At 59.8% G+C, this 17,816-nt stretch carries 16 protein-coding genes; 4 read left to right on the top strand and 12 right to left on the bottom strand.

Going from position 1 to position 17,816, the window contains the following annotated elements:
* Nucleotide 1: 1 nt before the first annotated feature.
* From tatC to ACTQX9_RS00495, 4 genes are all read right to left on the bottom strand, one after another.
* Nucleotides 2-796 carry a twin-arginine translocase subunit TatC gene (gene tatC, locus ACTQX9_RS00510; protein WP_193221504.1) on the bottom strand — a complete coding sequence of 265 codons (795 nt, stop codon included), beginning with the start codon at nucleotides 794-796 and terminating at the stop codon, nucleotides 2-4.
* Nucleotides 796-1,368: a twin-arginine translocase TatA/TatE family subunit gene (locus ACTQX9_RS00505; protein WP_193221503.1), complete on the bottom strand. Its 573-nt coding sequence runs from the start codon at nucleotides 1,366-1,368 to the stop codon at nucleotides 796-798. Before ACTQX9_RS00505 ends, tatC begins: the two co-directional genes overlap by 1 nt.
* Before the next feature lie 153 nt (nucleotides 1,369-1,521).
* Nucleotides 1,522-1,836: an STAS domain-containing protein gene (locus ACTQX9_RS00500; protein WP_154515032.1), complete on the bottom strand. Its 315-nt coding sequence runs from the start codon at nucleotides 1,834-1,836 to the stop codon at nucleotides 1,522-1,524.
* 66 nt (nucleotides 1,837-1,902) lie between these two features.
* A complete protein-coding gene (locus tag ACTQX9_RS00495) occupies nucleotides 1,903-3,207 on the bottom strand; it encodes an aminotransferase class I/II-fold pyridoxal phosphate-dependent enzyme (protein WP_441540205.1) in 1,305 nt (434 codons plus the stop codon).
* Between the two features lie 158 nt (nucleotides 3,208-3,365).
* On the opposite strand from ACTQX9_RS00495, the gene ACTQX9_RS00490 reads away from it, so the two are divergent.
* Nucleotides 3,366-3,620 carry a hypothetical protein gene (locus ACTQX9_RS00490; RefSeq protein ID WP_154515036.1) on the top strand — a complete coding sequence of 85 codons (255 nt, stop codon included), beginning with the start codon at nucleotides 3,366-3,368 and terminating at the stop codon, nucleotides 3,618-3,620.
* 100 nt (nucleotides 3,621-3,720) lie between these two features.
* Here ACTQX9_RS00490 and nhaA read toward each other — a convergent pair whose 3' ends face one another.
* The 3 genes from nhaA to ACTQX9_RS00475 form a co-directional block, all read right to left on the bottom strand.
* On the bottom strand, nucleotides 3,721-5,079 hold the full coding sequence (gene nhaA, locus ACTQX9_RS00485) for a Na+/H+ antiporter NhaA (RefSeq protein ID WP_154515038.1): 1,359 nt from the start codon (nucleotides 5,077-5,079) through the stop codon (nucleotides 3,721-3,723).
* A gap of 263 nt (nucleotides 5,080-5,342) precedes the next feature.
* On the bottom strand, nucleotides 5,343-6,266 hold the full coding sequence (locus ACTQX9_RS00480) for a manganese-dependent inorganic pyrophosphatase (protein ID WP_427718922.1): 924 nt from the start codon (nucleotides 6,264-6,266) through the stop codon (nucleotides 5,343-5,345).
* 166 nt (nucleotides 6,267-6,432) lie between these two features.
* Entirely contained in the window at nucleotides 6,433-7,386 is a 954-nt protein-coding gene (locus ACTQX9_RS00475) for an ROK family protein (RefSeq protein ID WP_441540204.1), read from the bottom strand.
* A 340-nt stretch (nucleotides 7,387-7,726) separates the two neighbouring features.
* Between ACTQX9_RS00475 and ACTQX9_RS00470 the strand changes: the two genes are divergently transcribed.
* Both ACTQX9_RS00470 and ACTQX9_RS00465 read left to right on the top strand, forming a co-directional pair.
* Nucleotides 7,727-8,446, top strand: coding sequence for a GntR family transcriptional regulator (locus tag ACTQX9_RS00470; protein WP_441016079.1), 720 nt, complete (start codon nucleotides 7,727-7,729; stop codon nucleotides 8,444-8,446).
* Between the two features lie 72 nt (nucleotides 8,447-8,518).
* Nucleotides 8,519-9,451, top strand: a complete 933-nt coding sequence (locus ACTQX9_RS00465; protein ID WP_441540203.1) for a type I phosphomannose isomerase catalytic subunit — start codon at nucleotides 8,519-8,521, stop codon at nucleotides 9,449-9,451.
* A gap of 238 nt (nucleotides 9,452-9,689) precedes the next feature.
* On the opposite strand, the gene ACTQX9_RS00460 is transcribed toward ACTQX9_RS00465, so the two are convergent.
* The 4 genes from ACTQX9_RS00460 to ACTQX9_RS00445 all read right to left on the bottom strand — a co-directional run bounded on the left by ACTQX9_RS00460 (nucleotide 9,690) and on the right by ACTQX9_RS00445 (nucleotide 15,862).
* Nucleotides 9,690-10,457 carry a hypothetical protein gene (locus ACTQX9_RS00460; RefSeq protein ID WP_441540202.1) on the bottom strand — a complete coding sequence of 256 codons (768 nt, stop codon included), beginning with the start codon at nucleotides 10,455-10,457 and terminating at the stop codon, nucleotides 9,690-9,692.
* The gene (locus ACTQX9_RS00455; RefSeq protein ID WP_441540201.1) at nucleotides 10,445-11,473 is read right to left on the bottom strand and encodes a hypothetical protein; all 1,029 of its coding nucleotides are present in this window, start codon (nucleotides 11,471-11,473) and stop codon (nucleotides 10,445-10,447) included. Before ACTQX9_RS00455 ends, ACTQX9_RS00460 begins: the two co-directional genes overlap by 13 nt.
* Before the next feature lie 361 nt (nucleotides 11,474-11,834).
* Complete coding sequence (locus tag ACTQX9_RS00450) at nucleotides 11,835-14,735, bottom strand: ATP-dependent helicase (RefSeq protein WP_441540200.1); 2,901 nt, start codon at nucleotides 14,733-14,735, stop codon at nucleotides 11,835-11,837.
* 146 nt (nucleotides 14,736-14,881) lie between these two features.
* Nucleotides 14,882-15,862: an undecaprenyl-diphosphate phosphatase gene (locus tag ACTQX9_RS00445; RefSeq protein WP_441016070.1), complete on the bottom strand. Its 981-nt coding sequence runs from the start codon at nucleotides 15,860-15,862 to the stop codon at nucleotides 14,882-14,884.
* Between the two features lie 242 nt (nucleotides 15,863-16,104).
* On the opposite strand from ACTQX9_RS00445, the gene ACTQX9_RS00440 reads away from it, so the two are divergent.
* Nucleotides 16,105-16,542, top strand: coding sequence for a universal stress protein (locus tag ACTQX9_RS00440; protein ID WP_154515052.1), 438 nt, complete (start codon nucleotides 16,105-16,107; stop codon nucleotides 16,540-16,542).
* Between the two features lie 224 nt (nucleotides 16,543-16,766).
* Here the strand turns inward: ACTQX9_RS00440 and ACTQX9_RS00435 are convergent, their stop codons facing one another.
* Nucleotides 16,767-17,810, bottom strand: a complete 1,044-nt coding sequence (locus ACTQX9_RS00435) for a sensor histidine kinase (protein WP_441540199.1) — start codon at nucleotides 17,808-17,810, stop codon at nucleotides 16,767-16,769.
* Nucleotides 17,811-17,816 lie beyond the last annotated feature (6 nt).

Genomic DNA, 17,816 nt, shown 5'->3' with positions numbered 1-17,816 from the left:
TTTACTCCTCGTCGTCCTCGTCGTCGTTCGAGAACAGATCCAGACGGCTCACAAACAAGCCTTCCTTGCCATCGCGCGCGGTAATGACCACGCGGGCGATGGCGAGCGAAATCTCGTAGAGCGAGAGCAGGGCGCCATACATGAGACCCAGTGTAACGGGCGAGCCGTCGGGCGTAATCACAGCCGAGCCCGCAAGCAGGCCAACGTATACGTAACGCCAGGCACCGCGGAAGGCCGCATAGGACACGATATGGAAGACAGACAGGTAGAAGATGATGAGCGGCAGCTCAAACGCCACACCAAAGCCGATCATAAAGAGTAGCTCCATGTTGACGTAGTTCTCCAGATCGGGCAGCGCCGTAGCGACGGCCGAGGTTTCGCCGATGAGCCACTCAAAGCCCGCAGGGATGATGATGAAGTAGCAAAAGATTGCGCCCAGGAAGAACAGCACCGTCGAGGCGAGCACCGTGGGCACAACCCACTTGCGCTCGTTGGGGCGAAGCGCCGGCAGGAAAAACGCCAGAATCTGCCAAATGATCATAGGCGTGCACATGACAACGGCCATCTTGAGGGCCAGCGAAAAGCGCAGACCAAAGCCGCCGAGCGTGGTGGTGATGTAGAACTTACCGTCCGGCACAAAGGAGCGGATGGGGTCTTCCAGGATGTCGAGCACCACGGGCGTGGCGAAATACAGCACGATGGCGGCGGCAAAGACTGACACGACCACGATGGTCAGGCGACGACGGAGCTCACCCAGATGATCGAAGAGCGGCATGCGCGCAGGTCCGATAGGCATTACTCATCGCCTCCCTTCGGGGCATGGGCGGCAGCGGCGTCGTCCTCGGCCTCGAGCTCGCGAGCGAGCTGGTCGACGACGGCCTTGCGCTTGCGGGGACGACGGGCGTAGAGGTCAGCCGTCGTGGGCTCTGCCGGCTCGGGCTCGGGCTCCGGCTCTGCAGCAGGCTCGGGCTCGACGGCGGCAGCGGCAGACTCGGCGCCCTCAGCCTCACCAGCAGCACCTTCGTCCTCGGCAGCACCCTCACTCGCGGCCTTCTCGGCGGCAAGGCGGGCACGGCGCTCGGCAAAGGTCTCCTTCTTTGCGGGCGCGGCCGTCTCGACGGCATCCTCGTCCGCATCGGAATCGTCGTCGACGGCAGCCTTCTTGGGCTTGACCGGAGCCGAAGCGGCCTCGCTTACCGGATCGATAATCTCGGACTGAACAACAGCCGTCATCTTTTCCTGCGTCTCGCGGAACTGACGGATGGCACGGCCGATCGTGCGGCCCATCTGCGGGAGCTTATCCGGGCCAAACAGCAAAAAGCCGAAGACCACGATGATCGCGAGCTCACCCTCTCCAATACCAAACACACATACCTCCAAGGCTCGATGTGAGTCGAGCCCGCACCGCGCCATTCGGCCGGAACTCGTCTATTCATTCGGTCAAGTATAGCGCCCGGACGTCAAAACATCCGAGCGCATCACAAACATATACCAAACGGCACGCCCTTTTTGGGGCAGGGCTTATGCCGCCGTAATTGAAATCTCCTGGTCGACACCCAGCAACTGAACCACGCGCATCACCGGGGGCTGCACGTTGACGCAGCCAAACCGCTTGTCGTGATCGGCTGCGTGGTGCGCGGCGCCCACAAGTACGCCAATACCTGTCGAGTCGATATAGCTCACCTGGGCAAAGTCGAGCTCAACGGCCTCGGTGGGCTGCTCGAGCGCCAAGTCGATGGCGTTACGCAGGCTGTCGGCGTTAGAGATATCAATCTCACCGGTCACCCTAATGGTGTAGAGCTCCGGCGTGGGGTTGGTGGAAATACCCAAATCCATGTATACGCTCCTTTGCGTATCGAGAGTGCGGATAGTACTGGACGCGGATTTGCGGGGCCCTACGCGTTAGGCGCGCTCGGCACGAGCAAGCTCGGCAGCGACGAGCTTGACGGCCAGCACCAGCACGTCGAGTGCGGCCTCCAGGTCCTCGACCGTGGGATAACTCGGCGCGATGCGGATGTTGGTGTCGCGCGGATCCTTGCCATAAGGCCAGGTGGCACCTGCCGGCGTGAGCTTGACACCCAGGTCGGCGCAAAGCGCGGCGACCTTTTGGGCCGAGCCCTCGGGGCCATCAAAGCTCACAAAGTAGCCGCCGCGGGGATGCGTCCAAGTAGCGCAACCCGTATCGCCCAGGCCCTCAGTGAGCTTGCGCTCGACGGCCTCAAAGCGCGGACGCAAGAACTCGGCATGCTTTTTCATGTGCTCCTTGACCGCCTCGATGGTGGGAAGGAAGCGCACGTGGCGTAGCTGGTTGAGCTTGTCGGCGCTGATAAGACCGGCCTTCAGGCGCTTGGAGAACTCCGCGATGACCGCGGGACTCGCACCGATAAAGCCGATGCCCGCGCCCGGGAAGGTGATCTTGGACGTCGAGGCGAATGCCACCACGCGGTCCTCGGTACCCGCCGCGCGGGCAAGATCGAAGATGTTGGCGAGCTCGTCGGTCTCGTCGTACAGGTCGTGCACGCAGTAGGCGTTGTCCCAAAAGATGCGAAAATCGGGCGCGGCCGTGGGCATCTGGACCAAGCGGCGCACGGTGTCCTCGCTAAAGGTGATGCCCGTGGGGTTGGAATACTTGGGCACGCACCAGATGCCCTTGATGGAGTCGTCGGCGGCAACCAGGCGCTCTACCTCGTCCATGTCGGGGCCGCTGCCGGTCATCGCGACGGGGACGTTCTCGATACCCAGGTCGGCGGTGATGCCAAAATGACGGTCGTAGCCGGGAACCGGGCACAGGAACTTGACCTTCTTACCGTCGTGCGCGGCCTCATAAGCCTCCCAAGGCTCGCTGCCGCACGAGCCGCAGCGCCAGAACATACCGGCGATATCGTGCTCGATCAAAAGGCTCGACGAACCCAGTACGAGCGTCTGATCGGCGGGGCAACCCAGGAACTCCCCCGCCAGCTTGCGTGCCGAGGGGATGCCCTCAAAGCAGCCGTAGTTGGAGCAGTCGACGTTACCGTCGTGCAGATCGGCGTCGGCATTGAGGATATCGAGCATGGGGCGCGAGATGTCCACCTGGGAGGGCGACGGCTTGCCGCGCGCCATGTCGAGCGCCAGGCCCTTGGCCTTGACCTCGGCAACCTCGGCTTTGAGCGCCTCGATGGCGGCATCGAGTTCGGTGGTTTCCATCTTCTGGTAGATCGTCTGCATGGGTGCGACCTTTCGCAAAGCGGGACGTTGCAGTTTGTCTAAGTATAGACCGCTACCGCCGCAACGGTATGAAGCCGTGATAGATTAAGTCCATCGCAATGAATTACGATATCCACCGTATGACCCGTATAGCCGCATGGCACATCCAAGGAGGCAGTATGGAATACGGCTCTTTTCAAGCCGAGGAGTTCGGAGACCTGCAGCGTCTGGTCGACGGCTTGTTTTATGACCGTAAGGCCATTGACCGCCTGGATCTAATCGTTCAGGCGGAGATCTTGGACCTGGCGCCCGATCTCATGGAAATCGTGAATCTTTTGCCGCCCGGCCACTACGACCGCCAATCGCTTTGCGACCAGCTTAACTCGGCCCTTGCCGCCCACGGCTGGGGCGCCGTCTACGGCACCGTGGAATAAAAATGGCAAATAAATGAAATGCCGTTTGTGACAGTGCTCACAAACGGCATTTTTTCACACGAGGGCATCCGGGGCATGTCCGGCCCCGGTTTTCGCGCTCCTACTCGTCCTTGGGCGAAGGATGCTTGCAGACCACGCTCATGTAGATCATGCCCAGCACGGCCGCGGTAACAGAACCGGCAAGAATGGCGGCCTTGGCGGCCAGAACCTCGAACTGGGCCGTCGGGAAGGCGAGGCCGCTGATGAGGATCGACATGGTAAAGCCGATGCCACCCAAAATGCCCACGCCGGCGATCATATGCCAGTTAACGTTATGAGGCAGCTCGCAAGCCTTAAGCTTGACCAGGGCAAACGTCACGCCAAAGATACCGATCGGCTTACCCAGCAGCATGCCAAAGTACACGCCGAGGGTCACCGGGTCGGTAAGCAGCACGCTCATGTCCACGCCCACAAGGCGAACCTGCGCGTTGACAAACGCAAAGATCGGCAGGATCACAAAGTTGACCGGCGTGGAGATCAGGCGCTCCATGCGGATGAGCGGCGGGGTCACACGGTGCATGACACGCTCGACCTTGGTGGTCGAAAGGGTAAAGTCGTGCTGGCCCAGGATGTGCGCCTCGTCGTCGTAACGGTCGTCGAGCAACGGCAGGTACTCGCCTAGCCAATCGGTAAGGCTATCGAGCTTAACACCGCACTTGGCCGGGATGGTGAAGGCCAGGATGACACCGGCAAGCGTGGCGTGCACGCCGCTCTTAAACATGCAAAACCACAGCAGCAGACCAAGCACCGAGTACGGGGCAAGGCGATAATGCTGAGTCTTGTTGAGCCACACAAGTGCGCAGGTCACAACTGCAGCGGCACCCAGCCAAAACGGACTGGGGCTCTGGCCGTAGAAAATGGCGATGGCGGCGATGGAGATGAGGTCGTCGGCGATGGCGAGCGTCGAGAAGAACACGCGCACGCCGTTGGGCACGCGATTGCCCAAAAGCGACAGCACGCCCAGCGCAAAGGCAATATCGGTTGCCATGGGGATGGCCCAACCGTTGCGGGCGCCGGCATGGTTAAAGATCAGGTAGATGCAGGCGGGAACGACGACGCCGCCCACGGCTGCCAGCATGGGAAGCATGGCCTGACGCGGATTCTTGAGCTCGCCGACCGTCATCTCGTACTTAAGCTCAATGCCCACCAACAAAAAGAAGATCGCCATGAGAAAGTCGTTGACGAAAAGCTCGACGGTGAGGCCAGCCGTAAGGTTGCCCAGGCCCACATACAGCGGGGTCTCCAAAAAGTGATGGATAGCCTCGTAGACATCGGTGTTGGCGCAGATAACGGCGGCGATGGCGGCGATGACCATGACGGCGGCGGAAATCGTGCCGTTCTCGGCGATGCGCTCCCAGATGTCATGACGTTCAAAGCGCTTGCGCTCACGAACGTTGAACAGCTGCTCAGTTGCTGCCATGGGCGGCTCCTTTCACGGGAAAGCTCCCGTCTTAAAAAAGCACGGCCCGCCCAAGTGGCGGCACCGCGCTCCAACGTATTACGCTTGCATCTAGCCTACCCTGCACGACAAGCACGCAGGCGTGGCCGAAAAGCGGAACCACAGGTTGAACATTATTTGCCCAACGGTACGGGCGCCCCTGTCCAATAGAGGACGCGGTCCCGCGCACAAAAAACGACCGGAGCGCGGGGCGTCCGCGGTCCGGTCGTAGCAGGTTACAAAACCTAGCAGGCGGCCATGATGGGGGCAGCGACCTGCTTCTTACGGGAGAGGACGCCCGGCATCCAGACGCCGTCGTGCTCGTCGGCAATGCCCAGGCCCTTCTGAGCGGCCTCGGTCTCGCCCTCGAGCAGGACCTGCGAGCCCTCCTCCATGATGTCGGTGATGCACAGGACGATACCGTCGGCACCCTTCTCGGCGGCGTAGGCGCGCATGGCCTCGCGGATCTCGTCGATCATGCCGAGCGCACGGCTCTTGTCGACGGTCTCGTACTGGCCGATGAGCAGCTTCTTGCCGGCGGGCTCGAACATCTTGATGTCGTTGCCGACCATCTCGGCTGCGGTGAAGGAGCCGGACGGACGGGTGAGGAAGACCTCCATGCCAAACTTGACCGGGTCGACACCCACCTGCTCGCCGAGCTTGGCGGCGACGGCGCGGTCGACATCGGTGGTGGTGGGGCTCTTGAGCATGAGCGTGTCGGTCATCATGGCCGAGAGCAGCAGCTTGGCCTGAACGTCGGAAAGCTCAACGCCGAGCACGCCGGCGAGCTTAGTGACGATGGTGCAGCTGGAACCCCAGGGCAGGCAGATGTAGTGCAGCGGGCCGGCGGTCTCAAAGTCGCCGATGCGGTGATGGTCAACGACGCCAAAGACCGTGGCGTCCTTAAGGCCGGCGACGGACTGGGCGGACTCGTTATGGTCGGTGAGAACGACAAGCTGGCCGGCCTCGACGGACTCAATCACGCGGGGCTCGGCAATGCCGGCGTCTGCGAGCAGCTTGGCGGACTCTGCCGGAAGCTGACCAAGAGCGCAGACCTCATAGGTGTTGCCGGCATACTCAACCTGGTTGAGCAGCTGAGACAGAACGACGGCGCTCATGATGGCGTCGTTATCGGGGTTCTGGTGACCAAAGACAAGAACGTTTGCCATGGGTATCCTCCACTTGGTATGTGTACTTAGACGTAGCTATGGTAGCACGCTGGCAGCTGGCCTTTGGGGACGGAAGGGCCACGGCATATTTTGTGGCAGGTATGGGGGCCAAGGCTGTCCCTTTTGCACCATGTTGGTGCAAAGTAACCTGGCCCCCTTGCACCAGCTATTTACCGGCAGCGCGCAGGGCTACGTAGGCAGAACCGATGATGCCGGCGTCGTTTCCGAGCGAGGCAACCTTAATGGGCGTCTCGCGCGAGGCGGAAAGCGCGTAGCGCTGGAAGTACTCGCAAACCTTATCGAGGTAGACATCGGCCGAGGCGGAGGCGCCGCCGCCGATCAGGAACATCTCGGGATCGACCACGTTGGCAATAAGCGCCAGGGCGCGGCCGAGATAGTCGGCCATGGTATCGGCCGCGGCCAGCGCGAGCTTATCACCCTCGCGGCAGGCTTGGAACACGTCCTTGGAATCGGAGGGGCCGGTGAGCTCGATGGGCTCGACGCCCGCCTTCTTGCACTCGGCAAGGTAGTTGCTCACCACGCCGGTGGCGCTGGAATACTGCTCCAGGTGGCCATGGCCGCCGCAGCCGCAAGTACGCTCCTCAGCCGGATTCAGGCACATATGGCCAATCTCGCCGCCGGCGCCCACAACACCCGACACCACATCGCCGTTGACGATAACGCCGCCGCCCACGCCGGTACCGATGGTGACCATCACCACATTCTGCACGTCCTTGGCAGAACCGAGCCAAGCCTCGCCCATGGCAGCGGCGTTGGCATCGTTCTCGTACTTAACGACCGCATCGGGGCAGTGCTCCTGAATGGCGATCTTCAACTCGGGCAGGTTAATGGCAATGTTGGCCTTGACCTTGGCATCGCCCGCTGCCGGAATGGGGCACGGAACAGCAAGGCCAATGCCCGCCACAAAGGCGCGCGGAATCTGTGCCTTGGCGACCACCTGGTCGATAGCCTCGGTCACCGCGGCAAAGCCCGCAGCGTCAACGATGGGAGGCGTGGGCACGCTGACCTTGGCAAGCAGGTTGCCATCCCCGTCGAACAGGCCCTCCTTAACCGAAGTGCCGCCGACGTCGATGCCGATGTAGTACTGCTTAGGTTCCATAGGGGCCCGCCTTTCTCGTTTAAACATTGTCTGTATGGTACCGCTCCCAAGGCAAAAACCTACCAAAAAGGGACAGGTTTGTTTTGGTAGGTTTTATCTGGGGAAATGCAGAATACAGGATTCGGTTCGCTGGGTGCTAAATCGGTTCGGCCCCGTCCTCGGACCGATTAGATTTCTCAACACGACATTATTCGAATGTATATTTATTTAGAGCGCTTTTATTTTTAGCGCAAAGCGACTTTTAGTAATATATCTATCGAACTTTTCAATGACTCAATAGGGATACTTAGGTGTTGAGTATACTTTCTTTTATACTCAATAAAGTTGGAAAGGAGGTCCCATGATTCCCAAATACGAGGCGATAGCTGCAGATATTCGTCGAAGTATTGAGGATGGCGCTCTTAAACCAGGCGACAAGCTTCCCACCGTCGTTGAGTTCTGCGAGCTCTATAGCGTTTCCAAAATCACCGTCAAACGAGCTATCGAGCAAATCACCGAGGAAGGTCTTGTTACCAGCCGTCGTGGATCGGGTACCTACGTTAAGGACACGGCGGGGCTTCCCGGCCAGGCGTTTTTCCAGGGCAAAAACGACCGTGCCCAGGGCTTTTCGTATGAGCACCGCGGGGAGAAGGTGACCTCGGTGGTCTACGATTTCTCGATTGTTAATCCACCAGCGGACATCGCAGCCCAGCTGGGAATTGCCGAGGATGACTTTGCCTATCACATCGTGCGCGTGCGTCAGGCCGATGAGAAGCCCATCGTTATCGAGTACACCTACATGCCCCTCGAGCTGATTCCGGGCCTTAAAAAGAAGGACCTGTACGGATCGGTCTACCGCTTTATCCGCGAGCAATGTGGGCTGAAGATCTCGAGCTTCCACCGTACCATTCGCGCCGTGGCAGCAACCGAGGAAGAAGCCGAGCGCCTGGACACCAAACCTGGCTCTCCCCTGCTCGAGCTCAACCAGATTGGCTTTTTGGACAGCGGCGCGGCCTTTGAGTATTCGGTCTCGCGCAACGTTGGCGACCGCTTTGAGTTGCACAACGTAACGTTGGCATAGGTTTTTGTAGTCATGCGGGCGCTCGTTTTGAGCTGTTTGTGCAACGCCCGCGCAACACAATGGGGTATGAATATGTCCGATTTGATTAAACTGACGCCGATCTTCCACGAGAAAATCTGGGGCGGCCGCCAGCTCGAAACCGTATTTGGCTACGACATTCCCGATGGACCCATCGGTGAGTGTTGGGCCATCTCGGCCCACCCCAACGGCGACTGCCAGATTGTGGAGGGCCCGTATGCCGGCCACACGCTGTCGTGGCTGTGGGCCGAGCACCGCGAGCTCTTTGGCAGGTGCGAGGGCAAGGAGTTCCCGCTGCTCATTAAGATTCTGGACGCCAAGGACGACCTTTCGATCCAGATTCATCCCAACGACGAGTACGCTGCCAAGCACGAGAACGGCAGCCTGGGCAAAACCGAGTGCTGGTATGTGCTGGACTGCGAGCCCGGCGCCACAATCATCGTCGGCCAGCGCGCGCATGACCGCGCCGAGGCCGCGCAGATGATCGAGGACGGCCGCTGGGACGACATGCTCAACGCGCTGCCGATCCACAAGGGCGACTTTTTCCAGATTGATTCCGGTACCGTGCATGCCATCAAGACCGGCACGCTCATTTTGGAGACGCAGCAGTCAAGCGACGTGACATATCGCCTGTACGACTACGACCGTCCCGGCACCGACGGCAAGCTGCGTCCGCTGCACATTGAGCAGAGCCTCGACTGCATCGACTTTGATGCTCAGGCTCCGACCGACGGCACGGTGGCCGCACCCGAGGTGAACGGCGTGACCGAGCTCGAGTCTAACTCCTGCTACACCGTCGATCGCGTGCGCGTCGACGGCAGCAAGACCTTGGAGCAGCGCTGGCCCTTCATGTGCCTGTCGGTCATCGACGGCGAAGGCACCGTCTGCGGCGACCCCGTCCACAAGGGAAGCCATCTGCTGGCACCCAGCACCGTCAGCTCCATTGACCTCGAAGGCCAGATGGAACTGATCGTCTCGCACCTGTAAGTTACCGGTCCCCGAGCGCTCGCCGGGATGGGGCGCGGGGTTTGGTCGCCTGCTCGGACAGTCCTGCTCGCACGGAGAGCACATTAAGTGCTCTCCGGCTCGTGCGGAACTCGCGATCGACCAAATCCCGCGCCCCATCCCGGCGAGCCTCTGGCTAGTAACGACAATCAAAAAGCAACAAGGGGCTCTTCCGTTCATCAACGGAGGAGCCCCTGCTATACATAACGACTCAAGGTGCCTATAGGTAGACCTTTTCGAGAAACGATAACGTGTCCTGAAGCCGCGCCCTTTCCTTACGGTTGGTCTGCCGATTTACATACGAAGCAAAGTCCGTAAGAAAATCCTCCGCATCAACCCTCATTTGCCCCGTTAGCTCCAAACGCGCCGAAGGCGACAACAAGTCAGCAAGTCGAGCAACATCCGAACGGTGCTTCCGCCGATCAATGTTGTTGCAACGACGTCCCTCTTCATAACTTCTGTTGATATCAATGTGCGCACGCATCTTGAGGGGAATGATATGGAGTGCATCGAGCAACGTAATGCCTTCTACGCTCGTTGCGTTGTCGCGAATAAATTCGTAGTAGCCATCGTCGAGGATAATTGCCGAGAGACTTGCTACGGCCCCGTCAAAGGAAAGAGGTGCCACTTCGCCCGTTTCATCTTCGAGCACAAAATCAGGATGTCGGGCAAATAGCTCAATTTGACCGGGATAGTCTAGGGCCCGCTTCGATCCTTTGGGCAAGCAGAACCGATAGTAAGTGCACTTTCCATCGCCGACCTTTCCAATCTCGTATCCAGCTGCTTTGATAAATGCCCACAATGCAGTGGCAAATTCAACGCCTTCCCCATCAGCAATTACGACGACATCCAAGTCTTCGGTAGCCCTGAATGAATCACCTTCGCTGTCAAATAGAACGCTGCAGGCCCCTCCACCAATAAGGACGTAACCACCTTTGCAGCCGCTCATGGCATCGGCAAATCGCTCTATTCCCCTCACTTTTGACATATCGTCCTCCTGAGCTGTTCGACCGCATCGAGCAGACGATCTTCTTTGTAATCTGCTCTTGCGCAAGCAACGTATAGGGAAAACGGGTCGACACATTGCAAACCTGTCGTGTCAAAACTAACATCGGACGGCTCGTCCACGGGATACGACCAGACCTCAATCTCGGCAGCAGCCGGTTCGTACCACTGGGCCTCCAGCCATCTGTCACCCATGTGCTCTTTTAGGTCCTCTAGCTGATTCTTTTCGAGAGCAATGGTTGGAGCAGAGTCTTTATGAGCAAGGTCGGACATATAGCTAAGGGCAGACACACCGGAAAGCAGCGCATCAACGGCACGTAGCTCTGTTCTCTCGATGACCTTCTTGAGCCGGATTCGCTCTAAAACTGGTGTGCGAAGATAGTCCTCAAACCCATCCAGCAGCGTCTCGGTCGACAACCCGGCATCGCACAATATACGCTTTTTGCCGTCCCGCATAATCAACCCAGGAGCTATAGCGGCGATTTCCGAAAGATAGCCGCTGACGCTTGCCGCGCTTTTGCCACACAGACGCGCCAGGTCGCCGGCGGAGCAGTCAACCCATCGTCCCGCTATGAGATTTAGGACGATTCGTTGAGATTGGGGCGAAAGCGGAGCAGCGGGAGAAGCACCCAGCACCTCACCGGAAATAACGGCTCCGATAAACGGCAGAAACGCATTTCGCTCATCTCGGATATATGCGATCCCCTCCGAAGAAAGCGCGTGCATAAAACCTAAATCCATAGCATCCCAGCAAATTGCTACCGGACGAGCATCTATCTTGCGCACTGCATTGACGAGATTTCGCGCCGAAATGACACTGGGCGGTTCTTTTGGTTCCGCAACAATAAAACGGCCCTGCTCAGACATGCCAAGCCGTGCCAAGCGAAGCGAATACCGCTCAAGATACATGCGAGGAATCTGCATCTCAACTGGCTCTGAATCGATGGCGAGCTCTAAAGAGAAGAGTCTTTTAGGGAGACAATTTAGCAGCATGTCCACTCACCATTTTCATTTCAGTTACATTTTAGTATCTATCTAAAATTATACTGAATCGTATAAAACGCTCAATCCCCAAAGTCATAAGAAACAATCCGAAACGTAATAAGGGGCTCTCCCGACCATGTACGGAAGAGCCCCTACTCGTATCTATCTATCAGCCCACCCGGCTCTCCAGATCAAAAAGCGAACGAGCAGAGCAACGCTCGTCCAGCAACGTTACCCGAGGACCTGGGCGGGCGTATGGGGCAACATCGATCGCGAGTTCCGCACGCAAAGGAGGCCACTTAATGTGGCCTCCGTCTTGCGCAGGACTGCCCGAGCAGGCGATGTTGCCCCATACGCCCGCCCGGGTCCGCCGGGATTACGACAGCTTGACGATCGGAGCAAAGCCCTTCATCAGCTTTTTGGTCTGGCCGGTCTTTTCGAATTGGACCTCGATCATGTCTCCAGCGACCGAGATCACGGTACCCGTGCCAAAGGTCTTATGACTCACGGTATCGCCCGCGGCAAAGTCCTGCGACGCGCTGGCGCGATCGACCTTGCGCTCCACTGTTGGGGACACCTTGGACGACGGCTTTTTGGCTCGCGGTGCGCCCGAGCCAAAGGTCGAGGCAACGCGACCGGCGTCGGGCGAGACCCCACGATGGCGCTCGGTCCCGTAGCTGCTGCCGCCAAAGAAATCGTCGAAGCTCGATCCGCCGCGCGAACCGGAACCGCCGGACGAGCGCGTATGCGAACCAAACACCTTGCCGCCATACATATCCGAACCCATGCCCGAGCCAAAGGTGCCGCGACGGTCGCCGCGCTTCTCCCAGCCCGTGCCCTCAAAACCGGCAGAACCGATACCGCTAAACTCGATATCCTCAAACGGAATCTCGTTGAGAAAGCGCGAACGCGGGTTGGCGGAGGTCGAACCGTAGGTGCGACGCGTGGCCGCATAGGTCAAGAACAGGCGCTTGCGGGCACGCGTGATGGCGACGTAGGCCAGGCGACGCTCCTCCTCGAGCTTGCCCGGATCATCGCTGCCGCCAAAGTCGTGCACGTGCGGAAAGATACCCTCCTCCATGCCGGCCACGAACACCGCCGGAAACTCCAGGCCCTTGGCGGAGTGGATGGTCATCATGGTAATGGCATGCGTCTCGCCGGCCAGGGAATCCAAGTCGGAGCGCAAGGCCAGCCATTCCATGAGTGCCGGCAGCGCCTTACAGGTGAGCGGACCGTAGGTACGCTCGATCTCGCCGGCATGCACGGCACCCGCCGGCAGCTCCGTCGGCGCGGCATACGCGTTGCCTGCGATGGCGGCGGCCAGGGCATCCTGCGGAGACAGCGCCGGAGCGGCCAAGCCATCGAGCGGATTGGAGCCCGCGGCGTCACGGGCGCCGACGAGCGCCTCAAACGAGGATGCCGGGGCAGATGGCCCCGGTTCGGGCGCAGACACGCTCACCACGACGGGCTCGGGCTCGGCGCCGGCAGGCACATCGGCAACACCGGCTGCCCGCAGCTCTTCTAGGCTCTCGAGCGTACCCTCGATATCCTCGTGCGTCTCCTCAAATTCCGCCGCAACGCCCAGAAATTCCTGGATGTTCTCGGCGCGGCTCTCAGATTCCATGGTGCCCTCGGCGCGAAACGCCTGCAGCAGGCCCGTCTTATCGACGATCATCTCGACAACGTCCTTGAGCTCGCCGTCCATGCGGCGGCCCTCGCGCACCAGTGAGACAAAGCTCGACAGGCCGTTGCGCACCTTGGCACTAAACATGCCGGTTTCGGCGCACGCGATCTCGCAAGCCTGGAAGAACGAGCAACGGTTGTCGCGTGCCAGCTGCTCGATCTTTTGGATTGAGGTGGAGCCAATGCCGCGGCGCGGTGTGTTGATGACGCGCTTGACGCTCATCTCGTCGGCCGGGTTCACGATCATCTTGAGGTAGGCCATGACGTCGCGAATCTCGGCACGGTCGAAGAATCGAGTGCCGCCCACGATCTTGTAGGGCACGCCCGCGCGCAGAAACATATCTTCGAGAATACGCGACTGGGCGTTGGTGCGATAAAACACGGCGATGTCGTCGTAACTCGTGCCTTTGGCATGCAGTTTCTCGATCTCACCGGCAATCCAGCGGCCCTCGTCGCGCTCGTCGCTCGCCTGGAAGGCCTGAATCTTCTCGCCATCGCCCTCGGCCGTAAACAGGCGCTTGTCCTTGCGCTGCGAGTTGTGGCGTACCACGGCGTTGGCGGCGTTTAGGATATGGCCCGTAGAGCGGTAGTTCTGCTCGAGCTTAACGGTCTTGCAGTTTTTAAAGTCCTGCTCAAAGTCCAAGATGTTGGTGATGTCGGCGCCACGCCAGCTGTAAATGGACTGGTCATCGTCGCCCACAACCATGAGGTTTTGGTACTTGGCGGCCAGAAGGTTGGCGATTTCGTACTGGACGTGGTTGGTGTCCTGATACTCGTCGACGCTAATGTAGCGGAAGCGCTCCTGGTACTTGTCGAGCACCTCGGGGCGGGTGCGCAGCAGTTCGAGTGTGCGCACGAGCAAATCGTCGAAGTCCATCGCGTTGGCGGCACGCAGGCGGCGCTCCAGCTCCAGGTAGACCTGCGCGGCCTTTTTGTCGTTGGGGCTATCGGCGGATTTGAGCATGTCCTCGGGGCCGATCATGGCATTTTTGGCCGAACTGATCTTGCTGCGAATCATGTTGATGGGGAACTGCTTTTGCTCGATGCCGAGCGCCTGCATAATGTCACGCACCATGCGCTTTGAGTCATCGTCATCGTAGATGGTGAACTGACCGGTGTAACCCAGCAGGTCGGCGTCCTCGCGCAGCATGCGCACGCACATGGCGTGGAAGGTGCACACCCACATGCCGCGGGTACCACTGGGAATGAGCGCCGTCAGACGCTCGCGCATCTCGGCCGCGGCTTTGTTGGTAAACGTGATGGCAAGAACCTGCCAAGGCTTAACACCCAGGTCGCCGAGCATATGCGCGATGCGGAAGGTCAGGACGCGGGTCTTGCCCGAGCCTGCGCCGGCGAGGACCAGCAACGGGCCCTCGGTGGTCAGGACGGCCTCGCGCTGGGCAGGATTAAGGCTGTCAATGTCGACGAGCGGCTTGACGGGCTTGGGTGCCGGCGCGGGAGCGTCGTAGATGTCGAGCGGAACGAGCTCGGGCTCCGGCGCAGCGGGGGCGATATATGCATCGAGCGGCACGGGTTCCGGCGCGGGCGGCACGGGTACCGCGGCGTTCTTTTCCCAGGGCAAGGGCTGGGTCATGGGCGACTCCTCATCTGACGGACGGCGCGCCTGCGGGCGACGCCATAGTTTGAGCCGTACCAGTATACCGAGCCGCACGGACACCGATGCAAATCACACCACGACTCCGTGCGCCGCGCTCTGGCCGCCGCGCAGCGTCAACCAAGTTACAGACCGAGCATAGGCTCCAGAACAAAGAAGTACGCGAGCACCACGATGCCCAGAATAATGCGGTAGACGCCAAAGCACTTAAAGTCGTGACGGCGAACGAAGCCCATGAGCCACTTGATGGCAATAAGCGAAACCACAAAGGCCACGACGCAGCCCACGCCCAGAATGGCAATCTCGTTGGTGCCAAACGTACCGCCCTTAACGAAGTACTTGACCAGCTTGAGCGCGCTCGCGCCAAACATAACGGGAATGGCCAGGAAAAACGTGAACTTGGACGCCACCGAGCGCGTGCAGCCCAGCAGCAGGCCGCCGATGATGGTGGAGCCGGAACGTGATGTGCCCGGAATCAACGAAAGCACCTGGAAGCAACCGATACCCAATGCGGTCTTCCAGCTCAGGTCCTCGAGCGTGGCGATGGATCCAAAATCCAAATCCTCGTCATTGTCATTGTCTTCGGCAATATCCGCCGCAGGCGCCGCGAAGTGTGCACCGGCGGGACGCCCGCCCGCCACCACAGCACGCGAACCAAACGAATCGGCAAGAGCGGCGTTCTCGCGCTTACTTGCACGCCAGTTCTCAATCACGATAAACAACACGCCGTACACGATGAGCGCCAGCGCCACGACGGGAGCGTTATAGAAATGCTCCTCCATCCAGTCGTTGAGCGGCAGACCGATCGCCGCGGCGGGAATACAGCCAAGCACAATCTTGCCCCACAGCACCCAGGTGTCGCGACGACCCTCCTTGCCCTTGCTGGGCGAGAACGGATTTAAGTCGTAGAAGAACAGAACGCAAACGGCCAAAATGGCGCCAAGCTGAATCACGACCAGGAACATATTCCAGAATGTCTCGCTCACATTCATCTTGACGAACTCGTCCACCAAGATCATGTGGCCCGTCGACGAAACGGGCAGCCATTCGGTGATGCCCTCGACCAGGCCCATGAAGGCAGATTTTAGAAGCTCGATGATATCCAAAGGGACCCCCTCGTTTGTCACCCGCCGATAGTTGTTCTGCGGACGGTTGCGGGCGATGTCCCATTATCAACCGTTCGGCCGCGGCCGCGCCCACCCTTACCAAAAATCTCGCCCGTTCACAGAATTGCGAGCGGTCAAACCGAAATCCTTGGGTATAACTGCAACAAGCTAAAGTGTCCGGCGGCCAACACGTCGTCCGATGCACGAGCCCCGCGCCCGTGCGATAGACCAAGGAGGAAACCATGAACGAGGGCTATACCAAGGTATTTGTTTCACTCGACGGTACTGAGCAGCAGGATTTTGTGCTCACACGCGCTATCAAGGTCGCCGCAAACAATGGCGCCAAGCTGATCATCGGTCACGTCATCGATTCCACGGCGCTCGAGAGCGCCGGTTCCTATCCGGTCGATCTGGTCAACGGCCTGGAGGAGGCCTTTAAGAACTCCATTGCCAAGCAGCTCGAAGAGGCCAAGGCTAATCCCAACATTCCCGAGGTCGAAGTCATGATTCGCGCCGGCCGTATTCGCGAGACGCTCAAGGACGAGATGCTCGACGTGGTCAAGCCCGATCTGGTGCTCTGCGGCGCTCGTGGCCTTTCCTCGATCAAGTATGCGCTCCTGGGTTCGATTTCGACATTCCTGCTGCGCAACACCGACTGCGACATTCTGGTCGTGAAGTAGCGTTGCTCCCACCGGCCGCGGGACCTGCGGGGTTTCCTAAGGGCACGTCCTCGCCGCGTTGCGGCTGCGGGATGTGCCCTTAGGAAACCCCTCCCGGCCCCGCGGCCTTCGCAGCCTTACTTCAACGAGTTGGCTGATGGAAAAATGGCGTGCCGCCCCAAACGGGGCGGCACGTTTTGTTCGGGGTGGCACGTTTTTGTTTGGGCGGACGTCTGCCGCGTGCGTTACTCGAAGTATTGAAACTTGTTGGTCGAGAAAGCGAATGTTACGACAAAGCCTTCGCCCGGCTCCGATGCCGCGGCAACGTCGATGCCCATCTTGGAACACAGGCGCGCCACCAGGTAGAGGCCGATGCCCGTTGCGCGCTTGGTGGTGCGGCCGTTATCGCCGGTAAAGCCCTTCTCGAACACGCGCGGCAGGTCAGCCGCGCTCACGCCGCAGCCGTTGTCCGCGACGGTAAGCTCGATGCGCTCGCTTGCCAGGCCCTCGTCCAGCAACGCACCCGAAAACACAATCTTCGCGCCGTCCTCACGCGCATATTTAATGCTGTTCTGAATGAGCTGGCCCAGAATAAACTCGAGCCATTTCTCGTCGGTGAACACCTCAAAGTCGAGGTTCTCGCACACCGGAGCCACGTGCGCCGCAATGAGCTCGCGCGCGTTGGCTTTAATCGCGCCCGTCACCAAGCTCTTGAGACCCCAGCGGCGAATTAGGTAGTCGCGCTCTACGACTTCCGAGCGCGCATAGTACAGCGCCTGATCGATATAGCGCTCCACGCGAGCCAGCTCGCGACCCAGGTCATCCACGCGCGACAGGTCGTCTTCGCTGCCGTGCAGGTTTTCCAAAATCAGATGAGCCGCCGCCAGGGGCAGCTTGGCCTCGTGGACCCAGCTCTCGATATAGTCGCGGTAGTCATCGGTCTGGCGCCGGCCTTCCGCCACCTCGTCGCAAGCGGCTTTGCCCACCCGGCGCAAGACCTCATATTCGAGCTCGCCCTCGGCATAGGTCGGGCATTGCACCATCTCCTGCACCCATGCGGGGCTCCCCAGCTCCTCTGCCGCGCGCTCCAGCTGGCACAGAAAACGACGACGGCGCACGTACTCGATCACGATGCCCAGCATGCCAAAGATAAAGGACACACCGACCGCCACGACCACGATGGATGCCGGGGCGCCGGCGACCGTCAGTACAAAACAGCTCAGCAGCACGCCGCAGGTCCACACGGCAACGGGAAGCAGTGCATCTTTAAAGAACTTGGCAAACGACATAACCGG

The organism is Collinsella sp. LCP19S3_F2, assembly GCF_052121015.1.
In the GTDB taxonomy this organism is placed as follows: Bacteria; Actinomycetota; Coriobacteriia; order Coriobacteriales; family Coriobacteriaceae; genus Collinsella.
The sequence above is the reverse complement of the archived record's forward strand: the minus strand, read 5'-3'. Positions and strand labels throughout refer to the sequence as shown.